The sequence below is a fragment of the Streptomyces sp. NPDC005402 genome (genome assembly GCF_040606575.1).
Classification (GTDB): domain Bacteria; phylum Actinomycetota; class Actinomycetes; order Streptomycetales; family Streptomycetaceae; genus Streptomyces.
This window is the reverse complement of the sequence record NZ_JBEXFB010000012.1, coordinates 43,188-58,989: the sequence shown is the minus strand read 5'-3', so window position 1 is coordinate 58,989 and position 15,802 is coordinate 43,188. Positions and strand designations below refer to the sequence as shown.

Genomic DNA, 15,802 nt, shown 5'->3' with positions numbered 1-15,802 from the left:
GAGAAGGCTGTCATGGCTGAGGAGTTCGACTTCGTGGTTCAGATGAGCGAGGCACCCGGCGGGTACGAGATCGAGGTGTCCTCATCAGCCGGCGAGGACCGGGAAGTCGTCAGTCTTAGAACCGACGATCTGCTGAGCAGAATGCCCGATCTGCAGGCCGCGATTCTGGGATCGTCCGTTCACTCCCGGGGAGCCGGCAGCGAACTCGAGGAGCCGGTTCTGCAGATCGGTAACGCTTTGTTTGATTCAGTCTTCCGGGACTCCATCAAAGGGCTTTACATCTCCAGCAAGCAGAAAGCAGAAGAGCAGGACCACGTGCTGCGTATCGTTCTTCGGGTGCGGTCACCAGAACTTGCTGCCCTCCCGTGGGAACTTCTTCACGACTCGAAGGTCGGCGGCTACCTGTGCCTGGATCACCCCATCGTGCGCTACGTCGACATCCTGAAACCGGTCGCACCGCTTCGCGTGTCGCCGCCGCTCCGTGTGCTCGGAATGATAGCTCTTCCCGGTTCGCTGTCGAGCCTGGACACCGAGACCGAGAAAGAGAATCTGCACGCCGCATTGAAGCCACTCATCGACGAGGGGATGGTGCGGCTCGAATGGGTTCCGGGAAACACGAAAAGCGATTTGTACAGCGCTCTGCTGCGCGGCGGATGCCATGTTCTGCATTTCATCGGTCATGGGAGATTCGATGAGCATCGGCGTCAGGGCGCAATTATTTTCGTCGACGAGAGAGGACGGGAGGACCCGTTGCATGCGGGAGCACTCGGTTCTCTCATCAGCGTCGGCCAGCCACGCCCACGCCTGGTCGTACTCAACAGTTGCCAGACGGGAACGTCCAACGCTCAGGATCTCTTCTCCAGTACAGCAGCCCAGCTGGAGCACACTGTCCCGGCAGTGGTGGCCATGCAGTTCGCCGTGACCGACACGGCGGCCGTGCTGTTCTCTCGCGCGTTCTACCAAGCCCTCGCGGCGAATCGCCCCGTCGACGAGGCGGTGCGAACCGGTCGTATCGCGTTGCGGGTCCACAAGGACGACAGCCTGGAGTGCTTCACACCGGTTCTGTACCAGCGCGCCGGCGACGCCCGGCTCTTCGACCTCACTGCGCGAACACCCCCGCCTCCCCCGGCGCCCGAGACGACCGAGCCTCCGCCGGAGCGCGGAAAGCACGGCGTGGATACGGGGTCGGAGACAGAACCAGACAGCAGGCGGGCCGAGACCGGCTCCGGCCCGGTAAAGGCCGCCGACCTTCCGGTCCTGCCGGTGATCGACACGGACCACTGGGTCGTAAGCATGGCCGTGCATCCCCGGGGGCGCCTGGTCGCCACGGGTGCCCGCCGACTCGTGCGCCTGTGGGACGCGACCACCGGTCAGGCGGAATGGGAGCGCCGGATCCCGGGCTGGAGCACGATGGCGAATGCCGTCTGCTTCAGCCCCGACGGCGGTCTCTTGGCCGTCGGCAGTTCCGACAACTCGGCACGTGTGTGGGACCTCGCGACCGGTCAGGTCTCACTGGAATTCGCGCACCGACATTTCGTGAACGCCGTCGACTTCGACGCCGGCACCCGCCGTCTGGCTACAGGCGACTCCGATTCCTTGGCTTGTCTTTGGGATCTCCGTACGGGCAGCAAAATACTGACCCTGCGGCACGGTCGGGCAGTCAGGGACGTCAGTTTCAGCCCGGACGGGACATTGCTGCTCACCGCCAGCGAGGATCGGCACGCGTACGTCTGGGACACGGCGACCGGCGAACAGAGGGCGCGGATCCCGCACGAAAGCTACGTCCTCGGCGCCGCCTTCTCTCCCGATGGGCGACGGATTGCCACCTGCAGCGAGGACCGAACCGCCCAGATACGGGACACCAGGACCTGGGAGCCTCTCTTCCACATCGAGCACCGGAGCGGTCTGCGCGCAGTGGCCTTCAGCCCCGACAGCGCCCTGATCGCCACGGGCAGCGAGGACGGCGCGGTACACGTATGGAGCGCGACCACAGGCGAGCAGGTACTGCACATCAAGCACAAACGCTCGGTCAACGTCGTGGCGTTCTACCCCGACGGCCGGCACCTGGCGAGCGGCGGTGAGGACAAGAACGTGCGGAGTACGCGGATCTCCACTCAGGGAGCCGGGTGACTGTCAGTCCCTCGAGGCCGGTGAGAGCGCGGCCGCGTAGTGACCAGGTGGGGACGGCGCGGCGCCCGGGGCCGCCCAGGTGGCCCCGGGCGCCGGGCGTCCGTGGGTCAGTGGACCTCGCGTGCGTACAGTGCGACGGTGATCCGGTCGATCAGCGGCGCGTAGCGCGAGCGGAGCAGAACGCCGGGGAACGTGTCCGAGGCGTAGGTGGTGCCGTCGAAGTTCGGCAGTTCCTCGGAGCGGAACCGATCGTGTTCCTTCCCTTCTTCAGCCGGACCGGGACGGCCAGCTCCCAGAAGTTGTCCCTGTGGAAGCTGTTGCCTCGGACTGTTCGGGGTTGGAGTAGCGGATGGTCAGCGCCTACAGACCGGCCCGCTCAGCCGGGGCCCCGCCGATGCCCGTGATCCGTGCCGTCGGTGGCGAGGGACTGCGGGGCGAGCGTGGTCGAACCGGCGAGCATCGTGTCCCCGGCTTCGTAGGTGCGCGCCGACAGCGTGCCCTCGGTCGGTGTGACCGTGAGGCGGTCGACGAGGGGCGTGGCCGGGCAACCGGTCATGTCACCTTGTTGGCGCCGCCGGAGAGGGAGACCGCCGCACGGCTCCGGTCCTTGGCCAGGCACAGCGCGTCATGGCCATTGACGGCAAGCTGGGCACCGCTGCCGCCAAGCGTGTGGACCTCAGGGTGGCCAAGCGGTCGGCCGGTGAGTAGACCCAGAACGTCGCGCTCTGGTCGGCTGTGGCGGGTGGTGTGGCGGGCCGTACGGCACAGGACACGTCCGCCGTAGCGGCGGAAGTACCAGCTCGTCGCACGGGCCTCCTTGGTGGCCTTGCCCTTGCCGCCACTCTTGCCGGGGCCCTTGGTGCCCTTGCCGGTCGGCTTCGGCCCGGAGCGCTTGCTCTTGGGGGGCTTGCCGCCGCCGTTGCCCTTCCCCGGAGGCGTGGGCAACACCCGCAAGGATCCCGAGGCGTTCGCGAGTCTGATCCACGACGTCGAGACGAAGATCTTCGACGCGCTGCCGGACGAGACCTGGGTGTACCCGGGACACGGCAACGACGCCACCCTCGGGGTGTAGCGCCCGCGGCTCAAGGAATGGTGGGCGCGCGGCTGGTAGCCCCTTGGTCAGGGTCGTCGTTTCTCGGCTGCGAGCAGCGCGGCGACCAGCGCTTCGAAGATGCCGAGGTTCGCGGGGGACTTGATGCCGAGTTCCAGTGCGGCGGCCCGCGGGGTGATCGGGGGTCGCTTCTTGCTGGGCTCAAGGATCCCGGCTTGCCGGAGCAGTAGCTTTTGCGTGGTGTGCAGCGCCTTGGCGAGAGGCTTGAGCAGGTCGGTCGGAGGCTCATATCTGGCGCCGGCGATCGCGGCTATGTCAGCCTCCGGCATACCGGCCTCCACGGCGAGCTTGGCTCGACCCTCCGGGGTCGCAAGGTCATAGCCGACAGTCTTCGCCCGCGCGGTGACGTACCTGCTGAACTCCTGTGCCTGCTTGTGCTGTTGCTGGGCCATCGGCTGATCCTTCCGTAGAGGAGTCCAGCAGCATGGCATCGCAATGGCCGGCCGGATACCCCACGGGCGAGGACCGACCTCTCGCAGCCGATCTCCGCCCGACCTCTGTGCCCGGCCACCATCATCACCACGGCGATCGGCCGCTAGGGGTGGATGCTGTGACACTGCCGGGTGAGGCGTATTGCGTTGCTGTAGAGCGTGGCGCAGGCGCGCCCTGTCTTCCACAGGTAGGGGCCGGTCCTGTAGTCCACGCGGACGTGCCCGTTGATCGTGCATGAGTCGTGCGACAGGCCCTGGACGTGTCGGTAGCCGGCGCCGGTCACGTCGTAGTAGTCGAAGTCGACCCACCAGTTGCACAGCGGCCACGCTGTGGTGACCTGGGCTCGGTCGTAGGCCAGAGCCACGCCTTGCCCGTCGACCGCGTGCAGCAGCGTGCCGTTCGCGATGCACTTGTTGAAAGCGCAGACGACTCCCCAGGTGGAGTTCCCCGCCGCGTATGCGGACGCGGGCTGAGCCGTGGCCAGTCCCAGCATCAGTGCTGCGCCGGCTGCGGCAGCCGCAAGCCATCCGTGTCGCCGGTTCCGCATCGGTCCCCCTCACTTCGTCGCAGAGGTGGAATTGAACGCCGCTCGGTCGGGTGAGCATGAGGGCGTAGTCGAGGGCGGGTGGCGCACAGTCGCAGCGCGTGCCGCGCGGCGTGCGGCGCGCACGTGACTCGGGTGATTGGACGGTGAGCTCCGCTCCCGGGTGACGAGCCCGTCGCGAGGGTGGTAACCACCGGCAGGGGCCGCTGCTTTCGGCCCGGCTTGCTCCGGTGATACCGCTCCGGCGCGCGCCCCGTGTGAACTCTTCGCACACGCCGGTGTCACGCACGCGCTCCCGGCGCACATGGTTGCGCAGTCAACTGGGAGCAGCCCCGCACAGGATGACGGCTCCTGCGCGGTAAGGGCCGCCGGTCTTTCATCCCCGCCCTCGACCGGCGGCCCCGGCGTTCTGTCCGGAAAGCGTTCACAGGAATGCAACACCCGTTCCCAATATGCGGACTTTTGCCGTCGTGACCTCGACAAACGAGACAGTGGCCTGCCACTCTCCCGCCATGCACCCTGCCCCACGCGCCCTGCGCCGCGCCGTCGCCGCGGCATCCGTAGCCCTGCTCGCCACCGCCGTCGGCTGTGCTCCGCAGCCTGACGACGACGCGAACGCCAAGGCCTCGGGGTCGACCGGAGCCACCTGCGCCCAGGGCAAGTTGGCCACCAGGACCTCCGGCAAGCTGACGATCGCCACCGACGAGCCGGCGTACGAGCCCTGGTTCAAGGACGGCAAGCCCGCGAACGGCAAGGGGTTCGAGTCGGCGGTCGCGTACGCCGTGGCGAAGCAGCTCGGCTATGACAAGAACGCGGTCGTCTGGCAGAGCGTCCCCTTCAACAAGGCCTTCGCGCCCGGGGAGAAGACCTTCGACTTCGACATCAACCAGGTGTCGATCAGCGCCGAGCGCAAGAAGGCCGTGGACTTCTCGTCCGGCTACTACGACGTGCGCCAGGCCGTCATCGCGCTCAAGGGCACCAAGGCCGCCAAGGCGACGAGCATCGCCGATCTGAAGGGGCTCAAACTGGGCGCCCAGGTCGGCACGACGAGCCTCGACTACATCGAGAACGTGGTGAAGCCGACCGAGGAGGCCGCCGCGTACGCGAAGAACGACCAGGCCAAGTCCGCCCTGCAGAACAAGCAGGTGGACGCCATCGTCGTCGACCTGCCCACCGCCTTCTACATCACCGCGGCCGAGGTCACGGACGGCACGATCGTCGGGCAGTTCGAGAACCAGGGCGGCACGCCGGAGCAGTTCGGGCTCGTGCTCGACAAGGGCAGCGCGCTCACCTCCTGTGTGACGGCCGCCGTGGACGCCCTGCGCAAGGACGGCACGCTCGCCAAGCTGGAGCAGGAGTGGCTGTCGGACGCCGTCGACGCCCCGGTGCTCAAGTGACGCTCACGAAGGACGAGGCCGGTCAGGAAGGCACCGGCGGCACCTACACGCCGTCGCAGCGGCGGATCGAGCGGGAGCGTCTCAAGCGCACCCGCGCCCGCCGCGCGACGGCCATCGCCGCCGTCTCCACCCTGGTCACCGGCATCGTCCTCTACCTGGTCGTCGTCAACGCGCCCGGCTGGCCGCGCACCAAGGAGACGTTCTTCAGCGGGCAGTACGCGCGCGAGGCGTTCCCGAAGGTGCTCGAAGGGCTGTGGCTGAACGTCCGGCTGCTGCTGATCTGCGGTGTCGCCGTGCTGGTGCTCGGCATGCTGATCGCCATCGCCCGCACCCTGCGCGGCCCGGTGTTCTTCCCGCTGCGCGTCCTGGCCGCCGCCTACACGGACTTCTTCCGGGGCCTTCCGCTCATCATCAACCTCATGATCGTCGTCCTGGGCGTTCCGGCGCTGCGGCTCCAGGGCGTGACGGTCGACCCGGTGCTGCTGGGCGGCACGGCTCTCACGCTGACGTATTCGGCGTACGTGGCCGAGGTGTTCCGGGCCGGCATCGAGTCCGTCCACCCCTCGCAGCGCGCCGCGGCCCGCTCGCTCGGGCTCTCCAACCGGCAGGCGCTGCGGTACGTGGTGCTGCCGCAGGCGGTACGCCGCCAGGTGCCGCCCCTGCTGAACGACCTGGTGTCGCTGCAGAAGGACACCGGCCTGGTGTCGATCGGGGGCGCGATCGACGCCGTACGGGCCGCCGACATCATCGTCGGCCGGAGCCTCAACTACACGCCGTACATCGTCGCGGGCCTGGTGTTCGTGGCGCTGACCATCCCGATGACCCGCTTCACGGACTGGGTGACGGCACGGATGGACCGTCAGCGGGCCCAGGGAGGGACCACATGAGCGACGCAGACGCGCCGGTGCTGCGGATGGAGTCCGTCCGCAAGACCTTCGGCGGTTCGGTCGTGCTGCGGGACGTCGACCTGGAGGTCGCCCCGCACACGGTGACCGCGCTGATCGGCGCCTCCGGCTCCGGCAAGTCGACGCTGTTGCGCTGCGCCAATCTCCTGGAGGAGATCGACGACGGCGCCATCTGGCTGGACGGCGAGGAGATCACCGATCCGCGCGTCGACCAGGACGCGGTACGGCGTCGTATCGGCGTGGTCTTCCAGGCGTACAACCTCTTTCCGCACATGACGGTGCTGGAGAACATCACGCTGGCCCCGCGCCGGGTGCACGGAGTGGCCCGCGCGGAGGCGGAGGAACACGCTCGCGAGCTCCTGGAGCGGCTCGGGCTGGGTGGCAAGGCCGGCGAGTACCCCGACCGGCTGAGCGGCGGTCAGCAGCAGCGGGTGGCGATCGTGCGGGCCCTCGCCGTGCGCCCCCGTCTGCTGCTGCTCGACGAGATCACCGCGGCCCTCGACCCCGAGTTGGTGGGCGAGGTCCTGAACGTCGTGCGCGATCTGAAGGGCGACGGGATGACCATGATGCTGGCCACGCACGAAATGGGCTTCGCGCGGGAGGTCGCCGACCAGGTGTGTTTCCTGGACGCAGGCGTGGTCCTTGAGCGCGGGACGGCCGAGCAGATCTTCGGGGATCCGCAGCAGGAGCGCACGCGGCGCTTCCTGAAGCGGATCGTGGAGGCAGGGCGGCTGTAAGGGGCGCCCGCCATTGCGAGCGGCCCTTACAGCTCTACGCCTCGGCCCGGGCCGGTCCCGCCAGCGCCGCCACGCGCTCCACACCGAACACGTACCCCTGCACCCCGCAGCCGGCGATGACCCCGTCCGCGCGCAGCGAGACGTAGGAGTGGTGCCGGAAGGTCTCGCGCTGATGGATGTTGGAGATGTGCACCTCCAGCACCGGCAGCCCGTCGCACGTGTTGAGCGCGTCCAGGATCGCGACCGACGTGTGCGAGTAGGCGCCGGGGTTGATGACGATCCCGCAGTGGTTCAGCCGCGCCTCGTGGATCCAGTCGACCAGTTCGCCCTCGTGGTTGGACTGCCGGAAGTCCACCGTGCCGCCGTGCGCGGCCGCCGCCTTGGCGCACAGGGTCTCGACGTCGGCGAGGGTGTCCTTGCCGTAGATCTCCGGCTGACGCTGACCCAGCAGGTTGAGGTTGGGGCCGTTGAGGATCATGATCGGGGCGTTGGCCAGGGTGCGGGGCACGGTTCCTCCGGTCGGTGAAGACGGGCTGCTCGGACCCGGTTTATCACGGTGCGCCGCGCGCGGTGCGGCCCGTACCCTCCGGGCATGACGACGATCTCGTACCCTCCCAAGCCCGTACCGGGCGACCGTATTGCCGTCATCTCCCCCGGCGCGGGCCTGCCGGGGCTCTTCCCGCGCCCGTTCGAGCTGGGGCTCGAGCGGCTGCGCAAGGAGTACGGTCTGGAGCCGGTCGAGTATCCGTCGACCCGCAGGATGGGCTCGACGCCCCAGGAGCGCGCCGACGACATCCATGCCGCGTTCGCCGACCCGAGCGTCAGGGCGGTCATGGCGTCCATCGGGGGCGACGACCAGATCACCGTGCTGCCGTTCCTGGACCGGGAGTTGATCCGGGCGAACCCGAAGCCGTTCTTCGGGATGAGCGACAACACGAACCTGCTCGCGTACCTGTACAACACCGGGATCGTCGGCTACCACGGCGCGACCGTGATGACCGCCCTCGGGCGGCCGGTGGCCATGAGCCCCCTGACCGCCGACTCCCTGCGGGCGGCCCTGTTCACCTCCGGCACCTACGAACTCACCGCCGCCGAGCGCTGGAACGACGTCAACCGCGACTGGGCGGACCCCTCGACCTTCGACGCGGAGCCCGAGACCCGCCCCGGCAACGGCTGGACCTGGGTGAACGCCGACCGCGTGGTGGAGGGCCGGAGTTGGGGCGGCTGTCTGGAGATCCTGGGCTGGCTGATGATGGCCGACCGCGAGATCGCGCGCAACCTGAGTCGGTACGACGGCGGCGTGCTGCTCCTGGAAACCTCGGAGGAGATGCCGAGCGACGTCGAGGTCTTCCGCACCCTGCGCAACATGGGCGAACGCGGGCTCCTCCAGCGCTTCTCCGCGCTGCTGTGGGGCCGCCCCAAGACCTGGTCCTTCGAGCGTCCCAACAGCCCGGAGGAGGCGGATCGTTACGCGGCCGACCAGCGCGAGGCCGTACTACGGGCCATGCACATATATGCCCCCAACACCACCATCGTCTTCGATGTGGACTACGGCCACAGCGATCCTCAACTCGTCATCCCCTACGGCGGTCTCGTCCGCGTCGACGGCCCCGCCCGGCGCATCACCGTCACCTACTGATCACGCCCGAGCGCGTCCGCCCGCCCCCGTAACCCCTGATCACTGTGGGTAGTTGACGCGGCATGCACGACGTACGCACCATGAAGGCGCCCTCCATGCCGCGGCTCGCGGCCGCCTCGCTCGCCGGGACCGCCATCGAGTTCTACGACTTCTTCGTCTACGGGACGGCCGCGGCGCTGATCCTGGGGCCGCTGTTCTTTCCGACCTTCTCACCGATCGCGGGGACGCTGGCCGCCTTCGCGACGTTCGGCGTGGGATTCGTCGCGCGGCCGCTCGGGGCGGTGCTGTTCGGGCACCTCGGGGACCGGCAGGGACGGCGTCCGGTCCTCGTGGCCTCGCTGCTGCTGACCGGCGCCGCCACGGTCGCGGTCGGCTGTGTGCCGACGTACGAGACGATCGGTGTGGCCGCCCCGCTGCTGCTTCTGGTGCTGCGCTTCCTGCAGGGCCTGGGGCTCGGCGGGGAGTGGGGCGGGGCCGTGCTGCTGACCGCGGAGCACGCGCCCGCCGAACGGCGCGGGCTGTGGACGAGCTTCCCGCAGGCGGGACCCGCGCTGGGCTTTCTGCTCGCCAACGGAGTGGTACTGACGCTGTCGGCCACGCTGTCCGACGCGCAGTTCGCGCAGTGGGGCTGGCGCGTGCCGTTCTGGGCGGCCGGAGCGCTGGCGGTGGTGGGGCTGTGGCTGCGCGCCTCGCTCCCGGAGAGCCCTGGTTTCCTGGAGCTCGACGACCACGCGCGTGTGCCGTTCGCCGAGGTGGCGCGCGACCACTGGCGGCTCGTTCTGCTGACGGCGGGAGCGCTCGCCGTCGGGTACGCGATCTTCTACGCCGTGACGACCTGGTCCCTCGCCTACGGCACGGAGCGGCTCGGGGTGAGCCGTACCGTCATGCTGACCTGCATCATGGCCGCGGTGCTGGTGAAGGGTGCGCTCACGCCGGTGGCGGCGGTGCTCGGGGACCGGTACGGGCGGCGGCCGCTGTGTCTTGCGGGGTGTGCGGCGGCCGCCCTGTGGATGTTCCCGATGGTGGCGCTGCTCGCGACCGGGGAGCCGCTGTTGATGTTCCTCGGCTTTCTGGGCGCGATGGTCGCGTTCATCACGATGTTCGCGGTGATCGCCGCGTATCTGCCGGAGCTGTACGAGCCGCGGGTGCGCTGCACGGGAGCCGCTGTCGGCTACAACCTCGGCGGGGTGGTCGGGGGCGCGCTCACACCGATCGTGGCGACGGCCCTGGTGGGGCACGGCGGGCGGGTGCCCTGGGGCGTGGGCGCGTATCTGACCGGGATCGCGCTGCTCAGCCTGGGGTGTTTCGCGTTGCTGCCGGAGACGCGACCAGTGCCCGTGGCGACGGCGGAGCCGGCTCCGGCCGGACCCGTCACGGGTTGATCGCCAGTTCCAGGTAGGCGGCGAACACCACCAGATGGACGCCACCCTGGAGCGGTGTGGCCCGGCCGGGAACCACCGTCAGGGAGCTCACCACGACCGTCAGGGCGAGCAGCACCATGTGGGTGGAGCCGAGGCCGAGGACGAGCGGGCCGGAGAGCCAGACGGACGCCAGGGCGACCGCGGGGATGGTCAGGCCGATGCTGGCCATGGCCGAGCCGAGGGCGAGGTTGAGGCTGGTCTGCACACGGTCGCGGCGCGCGGAACGCAGTGCGGCGATGGTCTCGGGGAGCAGCACCAGCAGCGCGATGATCACGCCGACAACGGCCTGCGGCAGTCCGGCCTTGGCCACCCCGGACTCGATGGTGGGCGAGACGCCTTTGGCCAGGCCGACCACCCCGATCAGGGCCAGGCCCAGCAGGCCCAGACTGATCAGCGCGGCGCGGGCGGTGGGCGCGTCGGCGTGGTCCTCGGCCGTGATCACCTCGCCCTGGCGGGTGATGGGGAGGAAGTAGTCGCGGTGCCGTACGGTCTGGGTCGCCACGAACAGGCCGTAGAGGATCAACGAGGACAGTGCGGCGAAGGTCAGCTGGGTGGTGGAGAACTCCGGGCCCTGCTTGCTCGTCGTGAACGTCGGCAGTACCAGGCTCAGGGTGGCCAGGGTGGCGACCGTGGCGAGGGCGGCGCCGGTGCCCTCGGGGTTGAAGACCGCGGTGCCGTGGCGCAGCGAGGCCACCAGGAGGCTGATGCCGACGATGCCGTTGCAGGTGATCATGACGGCCGCGAAGACCGTGTCCCTGGCCAGGGTCGAACTCTTGTCGCCGCCGTCCGCCATCAGGGTGACGATCAGGGCCACCTCGATGATCGTGACGGCGACGGCGAGAACCAGCGAGCCGAACGGTTCCCCCACCCGGTGGGCGACCACCTCGGCGTGGTGCACGGCGGCCAGTACGGCCCCGGCGAGGACCAGGGTCACGACCACGACGACCGCCCCGGGCAGATCGCGGCCCCAGGTGAACCCCAGCAGGACGACCGCGAGCACCGGCACGACGGACGTCCAGCTCGCGGTGAGCGACCTGAGCCGAGCGATCATGCAGCGATCGTCGCAGAGGCGCGCGTACGCCGCCAGGGCTACTTGAGCTCGCCGGACTCCAGGACGTCGCAATTGGTGTAGACACGCTCGCCGATGCTCAAGGCACTCAACCGCTCCGCGAGCTTGCTCGTCTCCGGGTCGTCGCTGTTGCGCATGGCCTCGTCGTACGAGTCGAACTCGATCAGCGCCAGGTAGTGGTTGGGCTTGTCCCGGTCCTTCAGGAGCATGCTGTGCGTCGGGCCGCCCGTCCTGCCCGCGCTGCGCTGCCCGGCCTCCTGCAGCACCTGCTGCATCTCTTCCAGCCGCTCCGTCTCGAAGCCGATGACCTGGACGAACTTCATGGGTGTCTCCTGCCGGCCACGGCGCCCCCGGGCCGGGGGACGCGCTCTGCAACCAAACAAGCACCGGGAGCGGTACCCGGCAATTCGCCGAGTCCCGCTCCCGGTGGTGGTTCTTCCTACGACGGCCGTGGTCAGGCCTCGATGCTGTCCTTCGGAGCGCCTTCGCTCTCGGCCTGCGCCGCTTCGGCCGCCTGCTTCCTGGAGGCCATGAGACTGGTGATCGTGGTGACGATCAGGACCGAGCAGATGACGCCGAGCGAGACCGGAATGCTGATCTCGGGGACATGGACCCCGGACTCGTGCAGAGCGTGCAGCACCAGCTTGACGCCGATGAAACCGAGGATGATCGACAGGCCGTAACTGAGGTGGACCAGCTTCCTCAGCAGTCCGCCGATGAGGAAGTACAGCTGCCTCAGGCCCATCAGGGCGAACGCGTTGGCCGTGAAGACGATGTACGGGTCCTGGGTCAGACCGAAGATCGCGGGGATCGAGTCGAGTGCGAAGAGCACGTCGGTGGAGCCGATCGCGAGCATCACGACGAGCATCGGGGTCATGACCCGCTTGCCGTTCTCCACGATCCACAGCTTGGTGCCGTGGTAGCGGTCGGCCACGCCGAACCTGCGCTCGACGGCCTTGAGCAGCTTGTTCTCCTCGAACTCCTCTTCCTCCTCGTCCGCCCGGGCCTCCTGGATGAGCTTCCAGGCGGTCCAGATGAGGAAGGCGCCGAAGATGTAGAACACCCAGGCGAAGCTGGCGATGATCGCGGCGCCTGCGGCGATGAAGATCGCGCGCAGCACCAGGGCTATGAGGACACCGACGAGCAGCACCCGTTGCTGGTACTGCGAGGGCACCGCGAACTTCGCCATGATCAGGACGAAGACGAAGAGGTTGTCCACGCTCAGGGACTTCTCGGTGATGAAGCCCGCGAAGAACTCACCGGCGGGCTCGCCGCCGGAGAAGATCATCAGACCGAGGCCGAAGAGGCCGGCCAGGGCGATCCAGACGACCGTCCAGATACCGGCTTCCTTGATCGACACGTCGTGCGGCTTGCGGCCGATGAAGAAGTCGACCGCGATGAGGGCGGCGAGGCCCACGATCGTCAGGACCCACAGGGTCATGGAAACATCCACAGTTCCTCCGGCAATACGTAACGGCAAGTAACCAGCGTCGTCGCGCTGCCGGAGGTCTCTTCCACCCACGGTGGGCCGACGCCCCGGGATCAGGCCTGATCCGTATTGACGGGTACGCCGCAGTCGACAGGGAGTACTCCCCTCCGTGCCACCAACCGTACCCCAATCACCAAGTAAAGGTAAAGCGATTGGCAAAAGAAAGGTCAAAATCCCTGGTGGGACAGCCTTTACGTGTACTTGGTACGAGCCTCCGCGACCTGGGTCAGGACCTGCTGGAGCACCTGGCTGCCGGGCGGGACGAGCGCCGGCTCGTAGGTCCAGGCATGCCCGACCCACGGGTCGGCGAGGTGGTCGTCGGGCACCGGGGTCAGCCGCATGAGCGAGCGCCACAGAGGGTCGAGAAGAGGGCCGTAACCGGATGCCTCCTCACGGTCCGCGACCATCATCAGGTGGACGCCGACGGACGGTCCCTCGTCCGCTAGGTAGCGCAGCTGGGTGACGGCCCGGTCGTCGAAGCCGTGCGGGAAGTCGTTGACGATCAGGAGTTGCTCGGAGGTGTCGAGACCCGGCGGGAGGGAGTCGGCCGCGCCGCCGCGGACAGCCATCTGCACCAGGTCGACGCGCTGGGTGAGGCGGGCCAGGACGTCCGTCACGCCCGCGGCGCCGAGGGCGGGCGGGGCAGCGAGCACGCCGGACCACACCAGCGGGGCGAGCGCCTGCGCCCCCGAGCCGGCCGGGTCGATGACATGCAGGGTGTAGTCGCCGGCCGGGTGGACGGCGAGGAGCCGGGCCGCGAGCGCCACGGCCGTGTCCAAGGCGAGACGGTGCAGTTCGTGGGAGTCGAGGAAGGACCCGTCGAGCGATCCGGCGGCCCCGCTGTCGATCCACAGGCCGCGCTCCAGCGGGAGCCGGACCAGCATCGGGATGCGCAGCTCGGCGCACTCGGGCAGATGCAGGTCGCCCAGGCGCACGGCCATGGGCGCCTCGAACGGCACCCGGTAGCCGTGCCAGACGGGGTTGTCCCAACGGGCGTACGCGAGCGGCAGGGCGGGTTCGACCACCTCGGACTCGGCCGTGAGCTGGCCGAGATCCCGGTCGTAGGCCGCGCGGGCCTGTTCGACCAGCTGGGCCTGCTTGGCACGGGCCGCCTCACGCGCGGCGTCGCCCTGTCCGCCGATCCGGTTGCGCGGGTCGGCGAGGGCCGCGTCCAGCTCCTTCTCCATGCGGGAGTCGGCGAAGTCGACTGCACTGCGGTACGCGGCCGTGGAGCGGGCCAGGTCCTCGAACATGCCCCACACCTGGTTGTAGAGCCGCTCCTCCATGGACCAGCCGGTGGCGTCCCCGGCGACGGGCCGCGCGGGCTGCCCCGGCTGGGCGGGAGGTGCGGTGGGCGGGGGCGGCGGCGGGGCGGTGTCCTGCCGCCGGGGGTGGCTGTAGTCGATCGGGCCACCGACGGTGGGCGGCTGGGCGGTGGTGTCCGCGGGCCCGGGGGTGTATCCGGACTGCGGCACGCCCTGTGTGCCGTAGGGGGAGGTGGGCTGGGGTGTGCCGGAGGCCGGACCACTGCTCGGTGGCATCGGCGGCGGGGTGCTCGGGGGCTGTGTGCCGTACGGCGACAGTGGCTGCGGTGTGGTCGGGAGCTGTGGCTGCGGCGGTACGGCACCGGGGGCGCCCTGGGCCCCGGACGATCCCGGGTCCGAGCCCGGCGTCGGTGTGGCCGTCTGCCGGGGACGGTCGCCGTCGGCCGTGAGCGGCGGTGGCATCGGCACCGCGCGGGCCAAGCCCCGGGCGACCGCCTCGTGGATGTCACGGGCGAGCTGCTGGGCCTGGGGAAGGCCCTGGTCGGTGAGGAGTTCGGCGAGACCGCCCGCATAGCCCTGTCCCACGGCCCGTACCTTCCAGGCGCCCTGGCGGCGGTAGAGCTCCAGCGCGACGACCGCCGACTCGGCGTCCAGGCCGGTGATGGTGTAGCTCGCGAGCTCGGTGCCGTCCAGGCCCGTGACCGCGACGAAGGGGGCGGGGACGGCGCCGAAGCGCACGGGGCCGCCCGCCGCGGGCAGCGCGAGCAGCACATGGACCCGGTGGACGGCCTCGGGCAGCGCGCCGAGATCGACCGCGAGGCGGTGGTCGGCGGCCGCCTGCCGGGAGACCTCCAGTCCCGGCAGGGTGGGCGTGCCCGGGTGGACGACCCACTCGACGCCGTGCACCCGGCCGTGCTCGTCACCGAGCGTGGCTCCGGCCACGATCGGCGTGCCGGCCGCGATCCGGATCTCGAGTCGGGCCTGGGAGAGCGGATGGTTCTGCCCCCGCACCAGCTCGGCCGTCATCGCCTTCTCCCCCCGTGTCGTGGTGTCGGTCGGGTGCCGCTCGGCGGCCGGCTACAGGTGCGGCAGGATCGCCGGCATCAGGTCCTGGAAGGTCCGGCCGTTGGCCGGGGTGCCGAGGGCCGTCATGCTCCAGCCCGGACCCGTCCGGTGCACCTTCGCCATGATCTGGGCGGTGTAGGCGCCGCCGCCGGCGAGCGTGTAACGGGCGAGCTCCTGTCCGTTGGTCTCGTCGACCAGGCGGCAGAAGGCGTTCTGCACCTCCTGGAAGGTCTGGCCCGTGAAGGAGTTCACGGTGAAGACGATCTGGTCGATGTGGACGGGAATACGGGAGAGGTCGACGAGGATCGCCTCGTCGTCCCCGCCCTGGCCCACGCCGCCGACGAGGTTGTCACCGGTGTGCTTGACCGAACCGTCGTCGCTCACCAGGTGGCGGAAGAAGACGACGTCGACGGGCTGCTTGTCCGCGAACAGGACGGCGGAGGCGTCGAGGTCGACCTCCCGCGTGCGCGAGCCGAACAGGCCGCGCCGGGGAGCCGCCTGCCAGCCGAGGCCCATGCGCACCGCGGTCAGGCTGCCTCCGTCGTTCTTCTGCAGACTGATGGCCTGACCCTTGGTCATGTTGACGGTCACGCGCCGA

At 69.4% G+C, this 15,802-nt stretch carries 16 protein-coding genes and 1 pseudogene; 7 read left to right on the top strand and 10 right to left on the bottom strand.

Features of this window, described 5'->3' with window-relative positions; translation table 11 throughout:
• Positions 1–12: 12 nt before the first annotated feature.
• Complete coding sequence (locus ABZT02_RS23670) at positions 13–2,130, top strand: CHAT domain-containing protein (protein ID WP_356020273.1); 2,118 nt, start codon at positions 13–15, stop codon at positions 2,128–2,130.
• Between the two features lie 376 nt (positions 2,131–2,506).
• On the opposite strand, the gene ABZT02_RS23665 is transcribed toward ABZT02_RS23670, so the two are convergent.
• Both ABZT02_RS23665 and ABZT02_RS23660 read right to left on the bottom strand, forming a co-directional pair.
• Positions 2,507–2,686: a hypothetical protein gene (locus ABZT02_RS23665; protein WP_356020270.1), complete on the bottom strand. Its 180-nt coding sequence runs from the start codon at positions 2,684–2,686 to the stop codon at positions 2,507–2,509.
• Complete coding sequence (locus tag ABZT02_RS23660) at positions 2,683–3,075, bottom strand: hypothetical protein (protein WP_356020268.1); 393 nt, start codon at positions 3,073–3,075, stop codon at positions 2,683–2,685. The genes ABZT02_RS23665 and ABZT02_RS23660 overlap by 4 nt, the downstream gene beginning before the upstream one ends.
• Between ABZT02_RS23660 and ABZT02_RS23655 the strand changes: the two are divergent.
• Positions 3,056–3,202, top strand: a pseudogene (locus ABZT02_RS23655) (MBL fold metallo-hydrolase); the annotation flags it as partial. The gene ABZT02_RS23660 and the pseudogene ABZT02_RS23655 sit on opposite strands and share 20 nt — an antisense overlap.
• Before the next feature lie 47 nt (positions 3,203–3,249).
• Here the strand turns inward: ABZT02_RS23655 and ABZT02_RS23650 are convergent.
• Both ABZT02_RS23650 and ABZT02_RS23645 read right to left on the bottom strand, forming a co-directional pair.
• The gene (locus ABZT02_RS23650; protein ID WP_356020266.1) at positions 3,250–3,633 is read right to left on the bottom strand and encodes a hypothetical protein; all 384 of its coding nucleotides are present in this window, start codon (positions 3,631–3,633) and stop codon (positions 3,250–3,252) included.
• Between the two features lie 143 nt (positions 3,634–3,776).
• On the bottom strand, positions 3,777–4,166 hold the full coding sequence (locus tag ABZT02_RS23645) for a hypothetical protein (RefSeq protein ID WP_356020263.1): 390 nt from the start codon (positions 4,164–4,166) through the stop codon (positions 3,777–3,779).
• 563 nt (positions 4,167–4,729) lie between these two features.
• Between ABZT02_RS23645 and ABZT02_RS23640 the strand changes: the two genes are divergently transcribed.
• The 3 genes from ABZT02_RS23640 to ABZT02_RS23630 are packed head-to-tail and all read left to right on the top strand — an operon-like array spanning position 4,730 to position 7,256.
• On the top strand, positions 4,730–5,614 hold the full coding sequence (locus tag ABZT02_RS23640) for an ABC transporter substrate-binding protein (protein WP_356020261.1): 885 nt from the start codon (positions 4,730–4,732) through the stop codon (positions 5,612–5,614).
• A complete protein-coding gene (locus ABZT02_RS23635) occupies positions 5,611–6,501 on the top strand; it encodes an amino acid ABC transporter permease (protein WP_356020258.1) in 891 nt (296 codons plus the stop codon). Before ABZT02_RS23640 ends, ABZT02_RS23635 begins: the two co-directional genes overlap by 4 nt.
• Positions 6,498–7,256: an amino acid ABC transporter ATP-binding protein gene (locus ABZT02_RS23630; protein ID WP_356020256.1), complete on the top strand. Its 759-nt coding sequence runs from the start codon at positions 6,498–6,500 to the stop codon at positions 7,254–7,256. The genes ABZT02_RS23635 and ABZT02_RS23630 overlap by 4 nt, the downstream gene beginning before the upstream one ends.
• Before the next feature lie 34 nt (positions 7,257–7,290).
• Here the strand turns inward: ABZT02_RS23630 and aroQ are convergent, their stop codons facing one another.
• A complete protein-coding gene (gene aroQ, locus ABZT02_RS23625; RefSeq protein ID WP_356020254.1) occupies positions 7,291–7,764 on the bottom strand; it encodes a type II 3-dehydroquinate dehydratase in 474 nt (157 codons plus the stop codon).
• 84 nt (positions 7,765–7,848) lie between these two features.
• On the opposite strand from aroQ, the gene ABZT02_RS23620 reads away from it, so the two are divergent.
• Both ABZT02_RS23620 and ABZT02_RS23615 read left to right on the top strand, forming a co-directional pair.
• Positions 7,849–8,895 (top strand): S66 peptidase family protein, encoded by a 1,047-nt coding sequence (locus tag ABZT02_RS23620; protein ID WP_356020252.1) that lies wholly within the window; start codon positions 7,849–7,851, stop codon positions 8,893–8,895.
• A gap of 62 nt (positions 8,896–8,957) precedes the next feature.
• A complete protein-coding gene (locus ABZT02_RS23615; protein WP_356020250.1) occupies positions 8,958–10,277 on the top strand; it encodes an MFS transporter in 1,320 nt (439 codons plus the stop codon).
• Here ABZT02_RS23615 and ABZT02_RS23610 read toward each other — a convergent pair.
• The 5 genes from ABZT02_RS23610 to ABZT02_RS23590 form a co-directional block, all read right to left on the bottom strand.
• The gene (locus tag ABZT02_RS23610; RefSeq protein ID WP_356020246.1) at positions 10,267–11,367 is read right to left on the bottom strand and encodes an ionic transporter y4hA; all 1,101 of its coding nucleotides are present in this window, start codon (positions 11,365–11,367) and stop codon (positions 10,267–10,269) included. The two genes, ABZT02_RS23615 and ABZT02_RS23610, sit on opposite strands and share 11 nt — an antisense overlap.
• 38 nt (positions 11,368–11,405) lie before the next feature.
• Entirely contained in the window at positions 11,406–11,708 is a 303-nt protein-coding gene (locus ABZT02_RS23605; RefSeq protein WP_356020244.1) for a hypothetical protein, read from the bottom strand.
• Positions 11,709–11,839: 131 nt separating this feature from the next.
• Positions 11,840–12,838: a TerC family protein gene (locus ABZT02_RS23600; RefSeq protein WP_356020242.1), complete on the bottom strand. Its 999-nt coding sequence runs from the start codon at positions 12,836–12,838 to the stop codon at positions 11,840–11,842.
• A gap of 227 nt (positions 12,839–13,065) precedes the next feature.
• A complete protein-coding gene (locus ABZT02_RS23595; RefSeq protein ID WP_356020239.1) occupies positions 13,066–15,165 on the bottom strand; it encodes a TerD family protein in 2,100 nt (699 codons plus the stop codon).
• Positions 15,166–15,216: 51 nt separating this feature from the next.
• Positions 15,217–15,795 carry a TerD family protein gene (locus ABZT02_RS23590; RefSeq protein WP_356020237.1) on the bottom strand — a complete coding sequence of 193 codons (579 nt, stop codon included), beginning with the start codon at positions 15,793–15,795 and terminating at the stop codon, positions 15,217–15,219.
• Between the last annotated feature and the right edge of the window lie 7 nt (positions 15,796–15,802).

What these genes read in the sequence shown, in the direction of transcription:
- ABZT02_RS23665 (WP_356020270.1), bottom strand. Translation starts at nt 2,686, where the DNA reads ATGACCGGTTGCCCGGCCACGCCCCTCGTCGACCGCCTCACGGTCACA.
- ABZT02_RS23605 (WP_356020244.1), bottom strand. Translation starts at nt 11,708, where the DNA reads ATGAAGTTCGTCCAGGTCATCGGCTTCGAGACGGAGCGGCTGGAAGAG.
- ABZT02_RS23670 (WP_356020273.1), top strand. Translation starts at nt 13, where the DNA reads ATGGCTGAGGAGTTCGACTTCGTGGTTCAGATGAGCGAGGCACCCGGC.
- ABZT02_RS23650 (WP_356020266.1), bottom strand. Translation starts at nt 3,633, where the DNA reads ATGGCCCAGCAACAGCACAAGCAGGCACAGGAGTTCAGCAGGTACGTC.
- ABZT02_RS23610 (WP_356020246.1), bottom strand. Translation starts at nt 11,367, where the DNA reads ATGATCGCTCGGCTCAGGTCGCTCACCGCGAGCTGGACGTCCGTCGTG.
- ABZT02_RS23595 (WP_356020239.1), bottom strand. Translation starts at nt 15,165, where the DNA reads ATGACGGCCGAGCTGGTGCGGGGGCAGAACCATCCGCTCTCCCAGGCC.
- ABZT02_RS23640 (WP_356020261.1), top strand. Translation starts at nt 4,730, where the DNA reads ATGCACCCTGCCCCACGCGCCCTGCGCCGCGCCGTCGCCGCGGCATCC.
- ABZT02_RS23630 (WP_356020256.1), top strand. Translation starts at nt 6,498, where the DNA reads ATGAGCGACGCAGACGCGCCGGTGCTGCGGATGGAGTCCGTCCGCAAG.
- ABZT02_RS23645 (WP_356020263.1), bottom strand. Translation starts at nt 4,166, where the DNA reads ATGCTGGGACTGGCCACGGCTCAGCCCGCGTCCGCATACGCGGCGGGG.
- ABZT02_RS23615 (WP_356020250.1), top strand. Translation starts at nt 8,958, where the DNA reads ATGCACGACGTACGCACCATGAAGGCGCCCTCCATGCCGCGGCTCGCG.
- ABZT02_RS23620 (WP_356020252.1), top strand. Translation starts at nt 7,849, where the DNA reads ATGACGACGATCTCGTACCCTCCCAAGCCCGTACCGGGCGACCGTATT.